The 17,922-nt window shown below is 69.3% G+C and carries 15 protein-coding genes; 11 read left to right on the top strand and 4 right to left on the bottom strand.

Annotation, left to right across the window (positions count from 1 at the left end; translation table 11 throughout):
* Positions 1-139: 139 nt before the first annotated feature.
* Positions 140-676, bottom strand: coding sequence for a hypothetical protein (locus ACFVKT_RS17615; RefSeq protein WP_385732354.1), 537 nt, complete (start codon positions 674-676; stop codon positions 140-142).
* Positions 677-1,960: 1,284 nt separating this feature from the next.
* Entirely contained in the window at positions 1,961-2,446 is a 486-nt protein-coding gene (locus ACFVKT_RS17610) for a DUF6194 family protein (protein ID WP_385732352.1), read from the bottom strand.
* A gap of 41 nt (positions 2,447-2,487) precedes the next feature.
* Between ACFVKT_RS17610 and ACFVKT_RS17605 the strand changes: the two genes are divergently transcribed.
* Entirely contained in the window at positions 2,488-3,303 is an 816-nt protein-coding gene (locus tag ACFVKT_RS17605) for a MerR family transcriptional regulator (protein WP_385732350.1), read from the top strand.
* A gap of 118 nt (positions 3,304-3,421) precedes the next feature.
* On the opposite strand, the gene ACFVKT_RS17600 is transcribed toward ACFVKT_RS17605, so the two are convergent.
* Positions 3,422-3,868 (bottom strand): DUF6069 family protein, encoded by a 447-nt coding sequence (locus ACFVKT_RS17600; protein ID WP_385732348.1) that lies wholly within the window; start codon positions 3,866-3,868, stop codon positions 3,422-3,424.
* A 125-nt stretch (positions 3,869-3,993) separates the two neighbouring features.
* Between ACFVKT_RS17600 and ACFVKT_RS17595 the strand changes: the two genes are divergently transcribed.
* Positions 3,994-4,236: a VOC family protein gene (locus ACFVKT_RS17595; protein ID WP_385732346.1), complete on the top strand. Its 243-nt coding sequence runs from the start codon at positions 3,994-3,996 to the stop codon at positions 4,234-4,236.
* A gap of 65 nt (positions 4,237-4,301) precedes the next feature.
* Here ACFVKT_RS17595 and ACFVKT_RS17590 read toward each other — a convergent pair whose 3' ends face one another.
* On the bottom strand, positions 4,302-4,967 hold the full coding sequence (locus ACFVKT_RS17590; RefSeq protein ID WP_385732343.1) for a TetR/AcrR family transcriptional regulator: 666 nt from the start codon (positions 4,965-4,967) through the stop codon (positions 4,302-4,304).
* A 115-nt stretch (positions 4,968-5,082) separates the two neighbouring features.
* On the opposite strand from ACFVKT_RS17590, the gene ACFVKT_RS17585 reads away from it, so the two are divergent.
* The 9 genes from ACFVKT_RS17585 to ACFVKT_RS17545 all read left to right on the top strand — a co-directional run bounded on the left by ACFVKT_RS17585 (position 5,083) and on the right by ACFVKT_RS17545 (position 17,911).
* Positions 5,083-5,820, top strand: coding sequence for an SDR family NAD(P)-dependent oxidoreductase (locus tag ACFVKT_RS17585; RefSeq protein WP_385732341.1), 738 nt, complete (start codon positions 5,083-5,085; stop codon positions 5,818-5,820).
* A gap of 302 nt (positions 5,821-6,122) precedes the next feature.
* On the top strand, positions 6,123-6,671 hold the full coding sequence (locus ACFVKT_RS17580) for a GNAT family N-acetyltransferase (RefSeq protein ID WP_385732339.1): 549 nt from the start codon (positions 6,123-6,125) through the stop codon (positions 6,669-6,671).
* Between the two features lie 15 nt (positions 6,672-6,686).
* Positions 6,687-7,877, top strand: coding sequence for a hypothetical protein (locus ACFVKT_RS17575; protein ID WP_385732337.1), 1,191 nt, complete (start codon positions 6,687-6,689; stop codon positions 7,875-7,877).
* A gap of 48 nt (positions 7,878-7,925) precedes the next feature.
* Positions 7,926-8,780, top strand: coding sequence for a TIGR03936 family radical SAM-associated protein (locus tag ACFVKT_RS17570; protein WP_385732335.1), 855 nt, complete (start codon positions 7,926-7,928; stop codon positions 8,778-8,780).
* 245 nt (positions 8,781-9,025) lie between these two features.
* A complete protein-coding gene (locus ACFVKT_RS17565; protein WP_385732333.1) occupies positions 9,026-13,012 on the top strand; it encodes an Rne/Rng family ribonuclease in 3,987 nt (1,328 codons plus the stop codon).
* 360 nt (positions 13,013-13,372) lie between these two features.
* Positions 13,373-14,440: a glucose-1-phosphate thymidylyltransferase gene (locus ACFVKT_RS17560; RefSeq protein ID WP_385732331.1), complete on the top strand. Its 1,068-nt coding sequence runs from the start codon at positions 13,373-13,375 to the stop codon at positions 14,438-14,440.
* The gene (rfbB, locus tag ACFVKT_RS17555) at positions 14,437-15,426 is read left to right on the top strand and encodes a dTDP-glucose 4,6-dehydratase (protein ID WP_385732330.1); all 990 of its coding nucleotides are present in this window, start codon (positions 14,437-14,439) and stop codon (positions 15,424-15,426) included. Before ACFVKT_RS17560 ends, rfbB begins: the two co-directional genes overlap by 4 nt.
* Positions 15,423-16,322, top strand: a complete 900-nt coding sequence (gene rfbD, locus ACFVKT_RS17550; RefSeq protein ID WP_385732329.1) for a dTDP-4-dehydrorhamnose reductase — start codon at positions 15,423-15,425, stop codon at positions 16,320-16,322. The genes rfbB and rfbD overlap by 4 nt, the downstream gene beginning before the upstream one ends.
* Positions 16,319-17,911, top strand: coding sequence for a glycosyltransferase family 2 protein (locus tag ACFVKT_RS17545; RefSeq protein WP_385732328.1), 1,593 nt, complete (start codon positions 16,319-16,321; stop codon positions 17,909-17,911). Before rfbD ends, ACFVKT_RS17545 begins: the two co-directional genes overlap by 4 nt.
* Positions 17,912-17,922 lie beyond the last annotated feature (11 nt).

Raw genomic sequence — 17,922 nt, 5'->3', positions numbered from 1 at the left:
CTTGTCTGACTCAGGACTCGACATGGCCCGCACGCTACCTGACCGATGCCCGTCGAAGCATCTTGGTTTCACTGACATCGGCCTGTGTCACCAACGTCATGTCCCGCAACACCTAGCGTGGCGATATCCGCGCGGAGAATCAGTCGGTCGTGAGCGAGAGCTCTCGCACGAGCGGGTATCCGATCGCTGCAGCCTCCTGCGCGACGTCCTCGACGGATGCCGTGGGGTTGAGACTGGCGATCAGTGCCAGGTCGAGGGGACGCAGGTCGTAGACGTGGCGCACGGCGTCGATGGCGATGGTGGTCTCGTAGTAGTCCTCGCCGAATGCTTGAAATGCCTCTGGTGTCGGGTCGACGAGTAGCTCGAACAGCCATGTGGAGCCGTCGGGGTCGGGATGTCCGTCGGGGAAGTCGACCGGTCCGGCCTGCCAGTGGTCAGCCTCGGCCTCGCGCCACAGGCACGCTGTCACTACAGCGGTGCCGTTCTCGTCTGTGAAGGCAGGTTCGTGGACGTAGCGCTGGAAGATCGAGGGCACGGAGTCCACCACTCCGGGCCATGTCCGGGGTACGTCGTCGTGATGGTACGGACTGAACGGTGACTCGTGATCGAAGCCCCGTACGTATGCGCCGGCGGGCGAGAAGACGATGTCGAACTCGTCACCTGACCCGTTCCTCATCGAAGCGAGCTCCTCGGTCTGTGACCACGTTGAGTTGAACGAGTAGAACCGCTCGCCAACGGGGTTCAGGACGGCCTCCACCATTGCAATGGAGCGGCAGAGATTTCGCAGGGCAGGGACAGTGGGCAGCACACGGGCGACATCGTGAACAGTCATGCAGCACATCCAAGCGGACGCCACCGACAGGTCCCCGGCCGCGGGTAGACCGACGGCCACGTTTCGAAGGGCAGGAAGCCCGCTCTTCGTGGGGTGGTGTGTCCGCAGGTGGACACTTGGCCACAAGTAAGTAACAGCGGGAAGAAGTTGCCGCCCTTGGCGGTCAAGGGCGCCGTGAACAGCGGACACGCTCACTGACGTGCGTGAGGGGTTGCGGCGCGTCGTAGGGGCCATCGGGGACGGTAGCGAGGAAGAGGTGGCTGCTGTCCTGAGGGTGCTTGGTGCTCGGCATGGGCGGCAGAGGATCGTGCGGGAGACGCAGCGGACGCTCCCGCCGCAGCCTGGAGGCTCTTCGACTGTGCACTCCGAGGTGGAGTGGGTCTGAGGGCTGACATCTCGCGAGGGGCTCGTACACGACGGCTGTCGCCTGAGTGGCTGCTCTCCGGTTCGCGGGGTGCTCCCTGGCTTCCTAACGTGGCGATATCCGCTACGGAGGAGGCAGACATGCCGGCAAGCGAGCAGCCTCCTGGCGGACCGCCGGCGAACGGTCCTCGGTGGGGTAGCCGGGGAGATGGCGGTCCCCCTCCTGGGGAGTGGGCGTCTCCTGCTGGGGCGCCGCAGAAGAAACGGCGGGGTCGTGCCTGTCTCTGGGGGTGCGCCGGCGCCCCTGGCCGCGGTGATCGTCATCGTCGTGGTTGTGCTGGTGATCGCGCTGGGGCCAGTGATGAGAGCACTACACCTGCGCCCGGTAAAACCACTACCGACACGACGCCGCGAGAGAAGGCGCAGGAACCCGGGGGTGAGCGAGCGGACCTCGTTGCCTTCCAGCTGGACGACCGCTCAGTAGCCGGTTTCACCAATATCTGGGTCGTTTGGACGATCAAGAACAGCAGCAGCGAGAAGTCCGACTACTCGTGGGACTGGGAGGCGGTTGGCGCCAACGGCGTCCGACTTGCGAACGGTTCCCAATTCGACACTGACGTGCAACCCGGCCAGACCGCCCAGGGTGAGTACCCCACGACGCTCGAGAGCGTGAAGGGCGTCAAGCTCAACATCACCAGCTTCAACCGCACTGCCAGTTACTGAACAGGCAACGCCCGCTTTCAGTCCGGTTGATCTGGAACCGTGTCAGTCGTTCTCCGCCGGCCTTCCCGCTTCGTATCGCCGGGCGAACCTGGCACGGGCGGCGTCGTGGGCTCCGCCCAGAAGTTGCACGACCGTGTCGGTTGTCCTGTCGCCAGGATTGACGACGGAGATCCAGCTGAGTGCTCCGTATACCGGGTGCGGCATCACACTGTCGGCGGCTGTGTGGTCGCGGGGTCGGGTGAGGCTGTGCGGTTCCTCCCCTGTGAGCTCCCGGAACGTCGCACGGTCGACGTGGATGTTCACGCGCCAGCGGCCCGGAGGATCCAGGTCGGAAGCCGCGTCGTCGGGGTAGTCCTTGATGACGATGGTTCCGTAGGGCTGGACGTTCCGAGGCATCTGACCGTCGGGGGCGTAGTAGAAGAACGCATCTCCCCAAGCGACCTCGGGGAAGTTACCGCCCGGCTCCGGGACAATCACGAGGGCGCCGGCGAAGCCTCGCACGGTCGCGATGATCTGTTCGATACTCATGGTTCAAGCGTCACCTTCAAGTGCTTATGTGGGGTTGGTCGATGGGTGAGCTGGTGAGCGGTTCGCAACGATTGCCGCTCCGGACCGTCGATGTCGCCAGGGAGTCCGGGTACTCGGTGCAACAGGTTCGCGATCTGGAGCGGTTGGGAGTCATTCCCCCGGCCGATCGATCGAGCAACGGCTACCGTTCCTACGCTCCGCTTCACGTGCACGCTCTTCGCGCCTATCGAGGACTCGCAGGTGCCGTGGGGCCTGTCGCAGCCCGGCAGATGCTCACGGAGCTGCGAACGGAGACCCTGGCGGAGGCAGCCGCAGTGATCAACGCGGCCCATGTCCGGCTCGCTCGGGAACGGGAGGAGGCCCTGCGCGCTCAACAGGCGTTGCGCGCGATCCGGGCCGAAGCGAACACCACCGAGTTCGAGCAGGACAGCGATGCGATGACGATCACGGAGCTCGCCGCAGCGCTCGGGGTACGTCCCTCGACCCTGCGGTTCTGGGAGCAGGAAGGGCTTGTCAGCCCCGAGCGCGTGACATCACTGCGAGCACGTCGCTACGGGGGTTCGGCCATTGGAGCGGCCCGCGTCGTGGTGGCCCTCCGCGGCACCGGGTACAGCATTCCCGCAGTGCGCGAGATCATGGCGTCCCTGCACCGGCTCGACGGTCCGGAAGAGGCCCAACGCATCCTGCGGCAGCGTCTTGACCAGATCGCCGGCCGGACGGTGGCGCTACTTCGAGCGGGCGCAGACCTGGCAGTCGTCGTTACGTCGACCCAGGTGCCGACGACCACGGGTGACGACGGGACGGCGTATCCCGGTTTTGGGGACCACTGGGCGCCAACGGGTGCCCAGCCGTTTTGACGTACACCGTCGGGGTGCCGAACTCCCGGCCTGCTCGGAGCTGTTCACACCGCACGCCGGCTGTAGAGCCGGTGGCCCGTCAGTGAACGGGGTGTTCGGCGGATCGGTTCGGCGCAGGCTACTTCTCGGAGTTCTCGACGGGCAGGACCTTGTGGAAGGTGAACACCCCGACCGCCGCCACCACGACGTGCATGACCAGCAGCGCCACCACGCCCACGGTGTTGGAGTGCGGCGAGTAGTCGCTGGCCAGCATGGCGAGGTCGGGAATGAAGGAGATCGCGAGCACGGCGGGGACAAGCTTGCGCAGCATTGACTCCGGGGCCTCGGACCTGCTCCGGACGATGATCCAGCCGATGGCGCCGACGACCAGGCCCACCACAGTGAAGAAGACGAAGGCGGATGCCTGCAGGGGCATGAAGTCGTCGGAGGCGCCGGCGGCGCGAGCGATGGAGGCGACGACTGCTTCGATGATCGAGGACGCGACGATGGCGGCGAGCACGCCGCCGATGACGACGAGACGTCCGGGCCGGCGTACGGCGGAGGCGGTTGCGGTCAGGTCGGACACAGGTGCTCCAAGGGGAGGCGTCAGCACGGGGATAACTTGAATCGTCAAGTGACCATAGGGAGAGTTGACTCCTCATCGAAGTCGGCCGCGACGCACAACCCGTACCTCTGGGGCGGCGGTTGGGCATGTACCACTTCGGCGTCAAGGTCGGCGACACCGACGACGACCTGCGCGCCCTCCTCACCCGCCTCAGGGCCCGTCCCGGCCTCGCCGCAATCGTCGGCACGGCCGACGGCGGCTTCGTTCACTCCCTGTACGTCCACGACCCCGACGGCAACGAGGTCGAGCTCTACATCGACGTCCCAGGCTGGGACTGGAATGATCCCGACCTTTTCGCCAAGGGTGGACGCGCGCCCCTCCACCGCTGAACCCCACACGTCCTGTGCCCGGCGACCCACCCTCGGGGTGGACGACGGGAACTTGACGGCAGGACCTAGCCGTCCTGCCGCATCGCCCTATGCAGCTGATCAACCGTCATGGGGCCGACGGGCAGGGGGTGTGCGGCTGCGTCGGCCCGTAGGCCGTCCAGGATGAACCGGATGCCCCGGCGCCAGATGTCCGGGCGGGCGTCTCCGGCGGCGTGGATCATGGCGGCGGTCGACCAGATCAGCAGGGGCATGTCTTCGGGGACGAAGTCGGCGCGCAGGGAGCCGTTGCGCTGGGCGCGCTCGATGATGTGCCCGGTCTGGGCGAGCTGTATGTCGCAGACCTCCATCAGGCGCGTGGCGTAGGGGAACCGACGTGAGATGACGTCGTTGAGCGTCGGGTCGCCGGCCTGCATCTCGCCGAGCTCCTCGACGTAGAGCACGAAGCCTTCCCAGGGGTCCGCGCAGGCGCGTGCCCGCTCGGCGGTGGCGCCGAGACGGGTGGCGGCCAGCTCCGGAATGACCGCGTCGATGAGCGCCTCGCGGGTGGCGAACCGGTTGTAGAGGGTGCCGATGCTGACTCCTGCCCGCTGTGCGATCTCCTCCAGTGGTGCGCCGAGTCCGCGTTCCCCGAAGACGTCGACGGCGGCGGTCGTCAGCTTCTCCAGATTGCGCTGAGCGTCACGCCGCAGTGCCGGCTTCGCGCCGGCGCTTTCCGGTTGCCGATCGGCCATGGCCGCGCTCTCCCAACCACCCAAGTTGAGGTACTCCTCAAGATTGGCTGCTACGGTCTCGGTAACAAGTTGAGGAATGCCTCAAAGTGCTGTTTCCATTGCTAGGGAGCATCTCATGTCCAAGGTGATCGCCATCTTCGGTGCCGGGACCGGCCTCGGGGTTTCCGTAGCCCGTCACTTCGGCCGCGAGGGATTCCGCGTCGCGCTGGTCGCCCGACGCAAGGGACGGCTGGACGCACTCGTCGCGGAACTGGCCGACGAAGGCATCGAGGCCGCGGCCTTCCCCGCGGACCTCACGGACGTCGTCGCCGTCCCCGCCCTCGTGGAGTCAATCAGGGCGCACTTCGGCCGGATCGACGTCGTCCAGTACGCCCCGATCGGGCTGGACCTGCTGTTCACGCCCGCGGCGGAGCTTTCCGGGGAGAGGCTGCGGACCCATCTCGACCTGCTCACGGTGACCCCGGTCACCGTCGTCCAGGCCGTCCTGCCCGAGATGATCGAACGCGGCGACGGAGCCATCCTCGTCACCCACGGCTTCACGGCCGCCCACCCCGTCCCGAACATGAGCGGCCTCGGTCCGGCCATGGCGGCCACCCGCAACTACCTCTTCTCCCTCCACGGCGAAGTGGCCGACAAGGGGGTCTACGTGGGAACCCTGATCATCGGTGCCGTGATCGAGCGGAGCGACGGCCACCAGGCCATCACCTCCGGCGAGATGCCCCTCGACCTGCCGGAGGGCACCGACGTCCCGTTTGTCGACCCCGACGAACTCGCCGCGCAGTACTGGGACATGTACACCAAGCGCGACGCGGTCGAGCGGGCGAACCCGGCCGAGGGCGTGCCCGCCATCTGATCCTGCCGGTGGCCCAGGAACTCCCGCGGGCGTTCGACTCGCTGGGAGATCGTCGCGGGCGGCAGCCGGGGGTGTGCGAGAAATCTGGCAGACCAGCATCAGGCGGCAGACGCCAACACTCCCGGTCCCCCTCGCCGTCGGTGCCCTCTCGGTCGACACCGGCGACCGCTACCCGCTCGGCGACATCGCCAAGGCCCACGACCGCGTCGACGCAGGCGGTCGGGGCGAGTCCTGGTCACCATCCCCCAGCAACCGGGGGAAATCCCTGGCCGGGCCTTCTCCCGTCCAGGCACACTGACGCGATGCCACAGCTGACGACGCCTCATGTCCGGTACCGGGCCTCCTTTGTCGAGGCCGTGGGGGAGAACGTCGCCGAGGGCGAGGTCATGGGGGACTCCCTCAGCAGCGAACTGGACGTCTACGGGGACACCTGGCACGAGGCGGCGGGCTTCGCGCGCTATGTCGCCGCGATCCGCGAAGAGGCGCTCGAGGAGGGGCGTCGGCCCCTGGGGTTCGTGCCGGCCACCTGGTACTGGTACGTGGACGGGGGCTCGTACCTCGGCCGTATCCAGATACGGCACCGGCTGACACCCTCGCTGCTCGAACTGGGCGGTCACATCGGTTACGGCGTGCGGCCCTCCGCCCGGCGGAAGGGGTATGCCACGGCGATGCTGCGGGATGTGCTGCCGTACGCCCGAGGCCTCGGGCTCGACCGGGTGCTCGTCACCTGCGATGTCGCCAACACCGGCTCCCGCAGGGTGATCGAGGCCAATGGCGGGGAGTTCGAGGACGCGCGGGGCGGAAAGTTGCGTTACTGGGTCCGGACAGAGCGCATCCAGACGGCAGGTTGAGGCGTCTACGTCGGTATGGATCTGGAGAAAACGCCCGTTGAGCGGCCCGTACCGCAGGCGCAGGCCGAGGGATGCCTCGCGGTCGCGATCCGTATCCCGGTGCGGATCGTGGTGCTCGTGCTGGTCCTGCCGGTGCGGATGGTGTGGGACGCGCTGGTCGTCGCCGGCCGGTTTCTGCGGGACTACGCGCTGCGGCCGGTGGGGCGGGCGCTGGCCTGGGTGGCGTGGTCGGTGTTCGTCTGGCCGTGCGTGACGGTGTGGCGGTATGTCGTCGTGCCGGTCGCCAAGGCGGTCGGGTGGCTCGGACATGTCCTGGTCGTGGTGCCGCTGGTGTGGCTCTACCGGACTGTGCTGACGCCGATCGGGCACGCGGTCGCCTGGGCTGCCCGGGGCATCGCGGCCGGGATCGGCTGGGTGGTGCGGGGGATCGGTGCCGGGTTCGGCTGGGTGTACGCGTGGGTGCTCACGCCCGTCGGGCAGGCGATCGCCTGGCTGGGCAGGGGCGTGGCTGCAGTACTCGTGGCTCTCGGGACCGGGCTGTACACCGCCGTCGCGTGGCTGGTGCGCTATCTGTTCGTCGTACCGGGCGTGTGGCTGTACGAGTGGATCCTCGCGCCCGTCGGGAGGGGGATCGCCTGGACCGTACGGGGGCTCGGGTGGCTCGTACGGATGATCTTCACCGGCATCGGGCTCGCGTGTTACTGGACCCTGCGTGTGCTGCTGGTGCTGCCCGCGCTCGCCGTGTGGCGGTGGGTGCTCGTGCCGGTCGGGCGCGTCCTGGCCGTCATCGGGCGCGAGGTCGGTACGGCGCTCGGGCACGCCTGGCGCATCGCCGGGTACCTCTCGCTCGCCGTCGGGAGGTTCCTCGCGCGACTCTTCCGGTGGATCTTCGTGGAGCCGGTGCGGTGGGTGTACCAGGCCGTCCTGACGCCTGTCGGGCATGCCGTCCGCGACACGGTCCTGCGGCCCGCCGCCGAGGCCGCGCGCAGCGTGGGACGGGTGACGCGGCAGGCCCTCGCGGCCGCCCGTGAGTCCGCCCGGCAGGCCCGTGCCGACTTCCGGCGGATGCTTTTCGGGACGCCGGTGGAGCCCGTTCCGGTACCGCGTGAGCCCGCGCCCGCCGCTGTCGTCGGCTCCCGGCGGGAACCGGGAGCCGACGAGACACGTACTCTAGGTAGGAGTAAGACCGCTCTCACGAAGGACTGAACGACACTGGGCAAGCGACAGCCCGAAGGCCCGCCGCCCGCACCCGCGGTGCAGCGCATCCGACTGCGCTACACCAAGCGCGGCCGCCTCCGGTTCACCAGCCACCGTGACTTCCAGCGCGCCTTCGAGCGTGCGTTGCGCCGTGCCGAGGTTCCGATGGCGTACTCGGCGGGGTTCACACCGCATCCGAAGGTGTCGTACGCCAATGCCGCACCCACCGGCACGGGCAGTGAGGCGGAGTACCTGGAGATCGCGCTCACCCAGGCGCGTGACCCGGACAAGCTGCGCGATCTCCTCGACGAGTCGATGCCTGTCGGGCTCGACATCATCGAGGCGGTCGAGGCCCGGACGTCCGGGCTCGCCGACCGGCTCACCGCTTCGGTCTGGGAGCTGCGCCTCGACGGCGTGGACCCGGCAGAGGCGGAGCGTGCGGTCGAGGCGTTCAAGGCGGCGGATGTCGTCGAGGTGCAGCGCAAGGCCAAGAACGGCATCCGGACGTTCGACGCCCGAGCCGCCGTGGCAAGCCTCGAAACCACGAGCAGTGAAGCAAGCGGTGAAGCAAGCCGTGAAGCAAGCACCGAAATGAACAGTGGGACGAACAGTCCACAGGCTGATAGGTCGAGCGACCAGGCCTGTGCGATACTGCGGCTGGTTGTTCGGCACGTGACGCCTGCCGTTCGACCCGACGACGTCCTGTCCGGTCTTCGCGCCGTGGCCGACCTGGCGCCGCCGGTCGCCGCTTCGGTGACCAGGCTGGCGCAGGGGCTGTTCGATGAAGAGACCGGCACGGTGACCGACCCGCTCGCGCCCGACCGCGAGGCAGTCACGGCAGCCCCAGCCGATCGCACCGGGGTCGCCGAAGCCGCCGCCGCGAAGGCGCCGGTGCCGGTAGGTACCGCGTAAGGACAGATGTCGTAGCGCAGCCCTTGTACTCGGGAGCCAACCGGGTCGGGCAGCGCACCGACCACAAGACTTTCGCCAGGCCGTACGCACACATGGCGTACGGAACCGGCGAGACAGGACACAGAGAGCTCCCGTGCGGCGCCCGCGCCCCGGACGGCGGCACCGCGCATCGCGCGAGCCGCGGACGTCACCGGCACCGCCGGACCAGGTGCGGCGCCCGGGAGCCTGACGGGAGATCCACCCGCATGCTCGAACCGACCGAACCCATCGAGGGTTCCGACAACAACGACACCCCCAGCGACACCCTGCCGCCGCGGCGCCGCCGCCGTGCGGCGTCGCGCCCCGCCGGCCCGCCCACGGGCGCCGCCGAAGCCGCGGCCGAGACCACCGCGCCGGCCATACCGGCCGTGGCGTCCGCCGACCTCGTGGAGGAGGCGGACGAGACGACACCAGTGGCTGAAGCGGTTGAAGAGACCGATGAGGCGGTCGCGGGGGCTGAAACCGCCGCCGCCCCCGTCGACGATGCCGCGCCGCGCCGTGCCCGTCGTCGTGCCACCCGCCGGGTGTCCGCGCCCGCCGGTGCCGCCGAGACGGCTGAGGCCGCCGAGGTGGCCGAGACCGTGGTGCCCGCGGTGACGGCCGAGGCCGCGCCCGCCGAGACCCCCGCCGCCGCAGTGGAACCCGAGGAAGCCGCTTCCGCCGGTCGCCCGCGGCGCCGTGCGACCCGCCGCGCCTCCGCGCCCACCGGCGCTCCCCAGGCGGCCGAGCCCGCCCAGGCGGCCGAGACCGTCGACGGGCCGGTCACCGCCGCCGCGACCGTCGAGGAGCCGGTGGCTGCCGTCGTCGAGCCCGAGGACACGGACACCGCTCCCGTCGCCGAGGAAGCCACCCCCCGTCGTACGACCCGACGTCGCGCCACCCGGCGCGTCTCCGCACCCGCCGGCGCGCCTGAGGGCGACACCGGCGACGAGCGTGTGGAGGCGCCCGTGACAAGCGAGACCCAGCCCAAGGAGCCCGCGCAGGCCGAGGTCGTGCAGGACGAGGCCGCGCAGGCGGAGGACGAGGCTCCGCGTCGTGGCCGCCGTCGCGCCACGCGCAAGGCCGCCGTCGGTTTCTCCGCGCCCGCGCCGAAGGAAGCCGAGTCGGCGCGCAAGCCCGCGCGTCCGGCCGTCGCCGTGTTCCAGGCGCCCGTGTTCACCGAGCCGATGTTCCAGACGCCGGAGCGGGCCGCTGCCGCGGCTGCCGCGGAGGCGACGGAGGACGTCGAGGAGGTTCCGGAGCTCGTCGAGGCCCCCGTGGCCCGGCAGCCGCGCCGGGCCGCCGTGGCTCCGCAGGCCCGCGAGGACGTCGTAGCCCCGGAGGCTGTCGAGGAGGAGACGGGGCCGCGTCGGCGCCGTCGCCGCCGCGCCGTCGAGGAGGAGCCCGCCGCCCCGGAGCCCGTCACCGACGAGGTGGAGGATCCAGAGTCCGCCGAGTCCGCCGAGGACGCAGCCGACGGTGATGAGGGTGACGAGGAGTCCGCGGGCTCACGTCGCCGTCGCCGCCGCGGTGGCCGTCGCCGTCGTCGTGGCGAGTCCGCCGAGTCGGACGGCGAGTCCGGTGACGACGACTACGCCTCCGAGCAGGTCGCGCAGGACGCCGAGGACACCGCCGAGCAGATCGAGGATGACGCGGAGGAGGGCGACGAGCGCGACGAGCAGGGCGGTTCCGGCTCCAGCAGCAGCCGGCGCCGTCGGCGTCGTCGCCGTCGCGCCGGTGACTCCGGCACCGAGGCCGAGCCCACCGGGAGCGACCCCGAGCGCACCGTCGTCAAGGTCCGCGAGCCTCGCCCGAGCAAGCGGGACGAGCACCCCTCCGACGAGGTGCAGTCCATCAAGGGCTCGACCCGTCTCGAAGCCAAGAAGCAGCGTCGCCGCGAGGGGCGCGAGCAGGGCCGCCGGCGTGTTCCGATCATCACCGAGGCCGAGTTCCTGGCCCGCCGTGAGGCCGTCGAGCGTGTGATGGTCGTCCGCCAGAGCGGCGAGCGCACCCAGATCGGCGTCCTCGAGGACAACGTGCTCGTCGAGCACTACGTCAACAAGGAGCAGTCGACCTCGTACGTCGGCAATGTCTACCTCGGCAAGGTGCAGAACGTGCTGCCGTCGATGGAGGCCGCCTTCATCGACATCGGCAAGGGCCGCAACGCCGTGCTGTACGCCGGTGAGGTCAACTTCGAGGCGCTCGGCATGGCCAACGGGCCGCGTCGCATCGAGAGTGCCCTGAAGTCCGGTCAGTCGGTGCTCGTGCAGGTCACGAAGGACCCGATCGGACACAAGGGCGCCCGCCTCACCAGCCAGGTGTCCCTCCCCGGCCGCTACCTGGTCTACGTGCCCGAGGGCTCGATGACCGGCATCAGCCGCAAGCTGCCCGACACCGAGCGCGCGCGCCTGAAGACCATCCTCAAGAAGATCGTCCCCGAGGACGCGGGCGTCATCGTGCGCACCGCCGCCGAGGGCGCGAGCGAGGACGAACTGCGCCGTGACGTCGAGCGGCTGCAGGGGCAGTGGGAGGACATCCAGAAGAAGTCGAAGAGCGGCGGCGCCTCGAACGCGCCGACTCTGCTGTACGGCGAGCCGGACATGACCGTCCGCGTCGTCCGCGACATCTTCAACGAGGACTTCACCAAGGTCATCGTCAGCGGCGAGGACGCCTGGGAGACCATCCACGGATACGTCGCCCATGTCGCGCCCGACCTGACCGACCGTCTGTCGAAGTGGACCTCCGAGGTCGACGTCTTCGCGACGTACCGGATCGACGAGCAGTTGATGAAGGCGCTGGACCGCAAGGTCTGGCTGCCCAGCGGCGGTTCGCTGGTGATCGACAAGACCGAGGCGATGGTCGTCGTCGACGTCAACACCGGCAAGTTCACCGGCCAGGGCGGCAACCTCGAAGAGACCGTGACCAGGAACAACCTGGAGGCGGCCGAGGAGATCGTGCGTCAGCTGCGGCTGCGCGACCTGGGCGGCATCGTCGTCATCGACTTCATCGACATGGTCCTGGAGTCCAACAGGGATCTGGTGCTGCGGCGCCTGCTCGAATGCCTGGGACGCGACCGTACGAAGCACCAGGTGGCGGAGGTGACCTCGCTGGGCCTCGTCCAGATGACGCGCAAGCGCGTCGGACAGGGTCTGCTGGAGTCCTTCTCCGAGACCTGCGTGCACTGCAACGGCCGCGGCGTGATCGTGCACATGGAGCAGCCGACCTCCGCCGGAGGCGGCGGCAAGCGCAAGAAGCGCGGCCGGGGCGGTTCCGAGCAGGAGCACACGCACGACCACGACCACGACCACGATCACGAGCTCCTGCCCACGGAGACCGCCGAGGCGGAGGCCCTGGACGAGGTCGAGACCGAGGCCGAACTGGCCGCCGAGGTCGCCGCGCCCGTGCCCTTCGCTCAGCCGGAGTTCGTACCCGACGAGGACCTGTACAGCAGCGCCGCCGAGGCGGAGGCCGCGGCTTCCCGTGGGCGTCCGCGCCGCCGGGCGACCCGGCGTGCGTCGGCTCCCGCCGGTGCGCCCAAGGGCGAGGAGCGGGCTCCCCGGAGTCGGCGTGAGGAGCGGGCGGCCAAGTCCCGCGACGCCGCCGAGGCCGAGCCGGTCGCGGTCGAGGACCCGGTGGTCGAGGCTCCGGCTGTCCAGGAGCCCGAGGTCATCGAGGCCCCCGTCGCCGCCGTACAGGAGGACGAGGCCGCTCCCAAGGGCCGTACGCGCCGTCGTGCGACCCGGCAGGTGTCGGCCCCGGCCGGTTCGCCGAAGGTGGCGGAAGAGACCGTGGTGACGGTCGCGGAGCCGGTCGCGCCGCCTGTCGCGGAGGAGCCGAAGTCCGAGCCCGCCGCGGAGCAGGCCGCCGAGGCGCCCGTCGAGAGCGGCGCCCCGGCCCGCCCGCGCCGTCGCGCCGTCCGCAAGGCCACCGCGTCCGAGGAGGCGGCCGTCGTGGTCGTCCCGTCGGTCTCGGTGGAGACGGTGACCGAGACGGCCGAGGCCGACGCGGACGCTCCGGCCACGAAGGCGGCCGCCCGCAAGACCGCCAAGAAGGTGACGGCGAAGAAGGCCGTCACCAAGAAGGCCGCGGCCAAGAAGACGGTTGCGAAGAAGACCACGGCGAAGAAGACGACCGCCAAGAAGGCGGCGTCGAAGAAGACAGCGGCGGCCGAGCAGCAGGATCAGCCGACGGTGTCGGCGCTCACGGAGGACTGAGCGACTCCTTCGCGAGACGTACGGCGCCTTGTGACCGAGACGTACGGCGGCTTGTGACAAGGCGGAAGAACGGCGGTGGCCCCGCCCGGTGAGAACCGGGCGGGGCCCGTTGTCCCCCTCTGGTCGGGGGTTTTGTCACCGGGGTCTTCCCGGCGGTGGCCCCCGCGGGGTCCCCACCGGGCGGGGCCACCGCCGTTCCGCGTTCCGCACCCCCCACGAGCCGTCATTCACAAATCGCATAGGTGAACGACATGTGAACCCGCAATGCACGATCGGGCTAAGATGAGGAGCGAGATTAACGTCAAACTAAGAAAAATTGGGATATCTGTCCCGTATGAACATAGTATCTGGGGGCAACACGTGAAGGCTCTCGTGCTCTCCGGGGGAGCGGGCACCCGCCTCCGCCCGATCACGCACACCTCGGCCAAGCAGCTGGTGCCGGTCGCGAACAAGCCCGTGCTCTTCTACGGCCTGGAGGCGATCGCCGAATCCGGCGTCAGCGAGGTCGGGATCGTCGTCGGAGACACGGCGGACGAGATCCGCGAGGCGGTGGGCGACGGTTCCCAGTTCGGGATCAAGGTCACCTACATCCCGCAGGACGCGCCGCTGGGCCTCGCTCACGCCGTGCTCATCGCGCAGGACTTCCTCGGTGACGACGACTTCGTCATGTACCTCGGCGACAACTTCATCGTCGGTGGCATCACCGGCCTGGTGGAGGAGTTCCGGGCGGACCGGCCCGACGCGCAGATCCTGCTGACCAGGGTCCCCAACCCCACCTCCTTCGGTGTCGCCGAGCTCGACGCCGACGGCCTGGTCGTGGGCCTGGAGGAGAAGCCGAAGAAGCCGAAGAGTGATCTGGCGCTCGTCGGCGTGTACCTGTTCACCGCGGCCATACACGAGGCCGTCCGCTCCATCCAGCCCTCCTGGCGCGGCGAGCTGGAGATCACGCACGCCATCCAGTGGCTGATCGACGAGAAGCGTGACGTCCGCTCCACCACGATCTCCGGCTACTGGAAGGACACCGGCAACGTCACCGACATGCTGGAGGTCAACCGGTCCGTCCTGGAGACCGTGGAGCCGGTGAACGCGGGCACCGTGGACGAGGACAGCGAGATCATCGGCCGGGTGCGCATCGAGGCGGGTGCCCGTATCAGCGGCAGCCGGATCGTCGGACCCGCGATCATCGGCGCCGGCACGGTGGTGAGCGACGCGTACATCGGTCCGTTCACCTCCGTCTCCGAGGACTGCCGGATCGAGGACAGCGAGATCGAGTACTCCATCGTGCTGCGCGGCTCCTCCGTGACCGGCGTGCGCAGGGTCGAGGCCTCGCTGATCGGCCGCAATGTCGAGGTCACGCCGGCCCCGCGCAACCCCGCAGCCCACCGGCTCGTGCTCGGTGACCACAGCAAGGTGCAGATCTCTTCATGACGACGACCAAGATCCTTGTCACCGGCGGCGCCGGTTTCATCGGCTCGCACTACGTCCGTACGCTGCTCGGCCCGCAGGGTCCCGGTGATGTCTCGATCACCGTCCTGGACAAGCTGACGTACGCCGGCAACCCGGCCAACCTCGACGAGGTGCGCGCGCACCCCGGATTCGCCTTCGTGCAGGGCGACATCTGCGACCCCGGGCTGGTCGGCAAGCTGATGGCCGAGCACGACGAGGTCGTGCACTTCGCCGCCGAGTCGCATGTCGACCGCTCCATCGACGGCGGCGCGGAGTTCGTCCGTACGAACGTGGTCGGTACCCACACGCTCATCGACGCGGCGCACCGGGCCGGCATCAGGACCTTCGTGCACATCTCCACCGACGAGGTCTACGGCTCGATCGACGAGGGATCCTGGCCCGAGACGCATCCGCTGGAGCCCAACTCGCCCTACTCCTCGGCGAAGGCCTCCAGCGACCTGATCGCGCTGTCGTACCACCGCACCCACGGCCTCGACGTGCGCGTGACCCGCTGCTCGAACAACTACGGGCACCACCACTTCCCCGAGAAGGTCATCCCGCTCTTCGTCACCAACCTCCTCGACGGCAAGAAGGTCCCGCTGTACGGCGACGGCGGCAACGTCCGCGACTGGCTGCACATCGACGACCACGTCCAGGGCATCGACCTGGTCCGCACCAAGGGCCGCGCGGGCGAGGTCTACAACATCGGCGGCGGCACCGAGCTCTCCAACAAGGAGCTCACGGGGCTGCTGCTCGCCGCGTGCGGCGCCGACTGGGAGACCAGCGTCGAGTACGTCGAGGACCGCAAGGGCCACGACCGCCGCTACTCCGTCGACTGCACCAAGATCCGCGAAGAGCTGGGTTACGTCCCGCGCAAGAGCTTCGAGCAGGGGCTCGCGGAGACGGTCCAGTGGTACCGCGACAACCGCGCGTGGTGGGAGCCGCTGAAGGAGCGGGCAGCCCTGTGAGCGACACCCGGAACTGGCTGGTGACCGGCGCGGGCGGGATGCTCGCGCAGGATGTCCTGGCCCGGCTCGCGGACGCCGGCATCCCGGCGGTCGCGGTCACCCGCACCGAGCTGGACATCACCGACCCCGCCGCCGTGCGCGCGGTGCTCGCGGAGCACCGCCCGGCCGTCGTGGTCAACTGCGCCGCCTGGACGGCCGTCGACGACGCGGAGACCCGCGAGGACGAAGCCCTGCGGATCAACGGCGACGGCGTACGCCACCTCGCCGAGGCCTGCCGCGAGCTGACCGCCGTACTCCTGCACGTTTCCACGGACTACGTCTTCCCCGGCGACGCCGAGAAGCCGTACGCCGAGGACGCCCCGACCGGGCCGCGCAGCGCGTACGGCCGCACCAAGCTGGCCGGCGAGCAGGCGGTCCTCTCGACGCTTCCCGGCAGCGGGTTCGTGGTCCGTACGGCATGGCTGTACGGGGCCGGCGGCGGCAACTTCGTCCGTACGATGATCAAGCTGGAGGGCGTCAAGGACACCCTTGACGTCGTCGACGACCAGCGCGGCCAGCCGACCTGGACGGTGGATCTGGCCGACCGGCTGGTCCTCCTGGGTCAGGCCGCGCTGGCCGGCACCGCCCCGGCGGGTGTGTATCACGGCACCAGCAGCGGCGAGACGACCTGGTTCGGCTTCGCCCGCGAGATCTTCCGGCTGCTCGGCGCCGATACGGCGCGGGTCCGGCCGACCACCAGCGCGGCGTTCGCCCGCCCCGCGCCCCGGCCCGCGTACAGCGTGCTGGGTCACGACCGTTGGCAGAAGGCCGGCATCGAACCGCTGCGCGACTGGTCCGAAGGACTCAGTTCCGCGATGCCCGTGCTGGTCGCCGAGCCCCAGGAGGGGAATTCATGACCGTGAAGGTCAGCATCATCATCCCGGTCTACAACGCGGGGGAGTACATCGAGCGCCCGATCAGCTCGATCCTGAAGCAGACGCTGCCGCAGGACGAGCTCGAGGTGATCTTCGTCGACGACGGGTCGACCGATGACTCCGCGGAGCGGCTCCAGTCGGTGGCCGACAAGACCGAGAACTTCCGGGTGCTCTCCATGCCGAACTCGGGCTGGCCCGGGCGCCCCCGCAATGTCGGTGTCGCCAACGCACTCGGCGAGTACGTGCATTTCCTCGACCAGGACGACGGCCTGGGCCCGAAGGCGCTCGAGGTCATGTACGACCGGGCGGTGAAGAACAATTCCGACATCGTCGTCGGCAAGGTCAAGGGCAATATGCGTGGCCCCATTCGCCTGTTCCGCGAGTCGGTCGAAAGCACCGGCCCGGACTTCGCCGAGCTGTACGAGACGCTGACTCCGCACAAGATGTTCCGGCGTGAATTCCTGCTCGACAACGACATCACCTTCCAGGAAGGGCGCTGTCGTCTCGAGGACCAGATGTTCCTGGCGAAGGCCTATCCGCTCGCCAAGAACATCACGATCGTCGGCGATGTCGTGTGCTACGACTGGAGCAAGCGTGACGACGGCAGCAACAACAGCAAGAGCCGGACCGAGCCGGGCGACTACTACCCGTGGCTTGCCAAGACCGCACAGATCGTCAAGGCCAACACGACCCCGGGACCGGCGCGCGACGCCTTCCTGACGCGCAACTACCGGGTCGAAGTCCTGCGGAACACCTCTACGCAGGGTTTCCTCAACGGTGATCCCTTCAGCATGGGGCACTACGAGGCGGCCCGGAAGGTAGTGGTCGAGGAGTACTCGGACTCCGTCCGTGAGGGGCTGCCGCCGCTGTGGCGGTTCCGCGCCGAACTGCTCGAGGCCGACCGGGTCGAGGACCTGCGCAAGGTGGCCCAGCGCTACCGCGACGCCGTCAGCGAGGTCGAGTTCAGCGGACCGGTGCGCTGGCGGAAGGGTGTGCTGGTGGCGCCGTTCCGTGCCCGGCTGCGGTACGAGGACGGTGCCCCGGTGAAGGTCAGGAAGCTGGGCGACGGCTACGGCCTCGACCTCGCCCTGGTCCACGGGATCGACGGCGGGCCCGACTGGACCTTCAAGGACATCGAGAACCGTGCGGCCATTGACTTCCAACTGCGACAGCGCAACAAGTCGCAGGCCTGGTTCCCCGAAGTCGAGTCCAAGGTGACTGTCACCGCCGACGGGACCGTGGAGATCCAGGGAACCCTCCAGATCGACCCCGACACCGCCGCATGTGGCGGTCGGCTCCCCAAGGGGCTCTACGACGTTCACGTCAACGTCCAGTTGCTCGGGATCGACCGGATGGCCCGCGTCGAGGGCGGCCCGGTGAGTGAACTTCTGCCCTGCGGCGGTGAGCGGTCGCAGCGCCTGAACATCCAGGCTGCCCCCTACTGGACCCGGGACGGGCGGCTGGCTCTCGACATCGGCGGGAACATGCACAAGGTGCCGGACAAGTCAGCCGGATCCCAGGCCATCTGGCGGAGAGTCGCCAGGAAGGTCAAACGAGCTCTCGCACCCTGATCCGGAGGTCT

The organism is Streptomyces sp. NPDC127595 (assembly GCF_042671685.1).
GTDB lineage: Bacteria > Actinomycetota > Actinomycetes > Streptomycetales > Streptomycetaceae > Streptomyces.
Note: the sequence above shows the minus strand (reverse complement) of the source record. Positions and strands in the feature narration are given on the sequence as shown.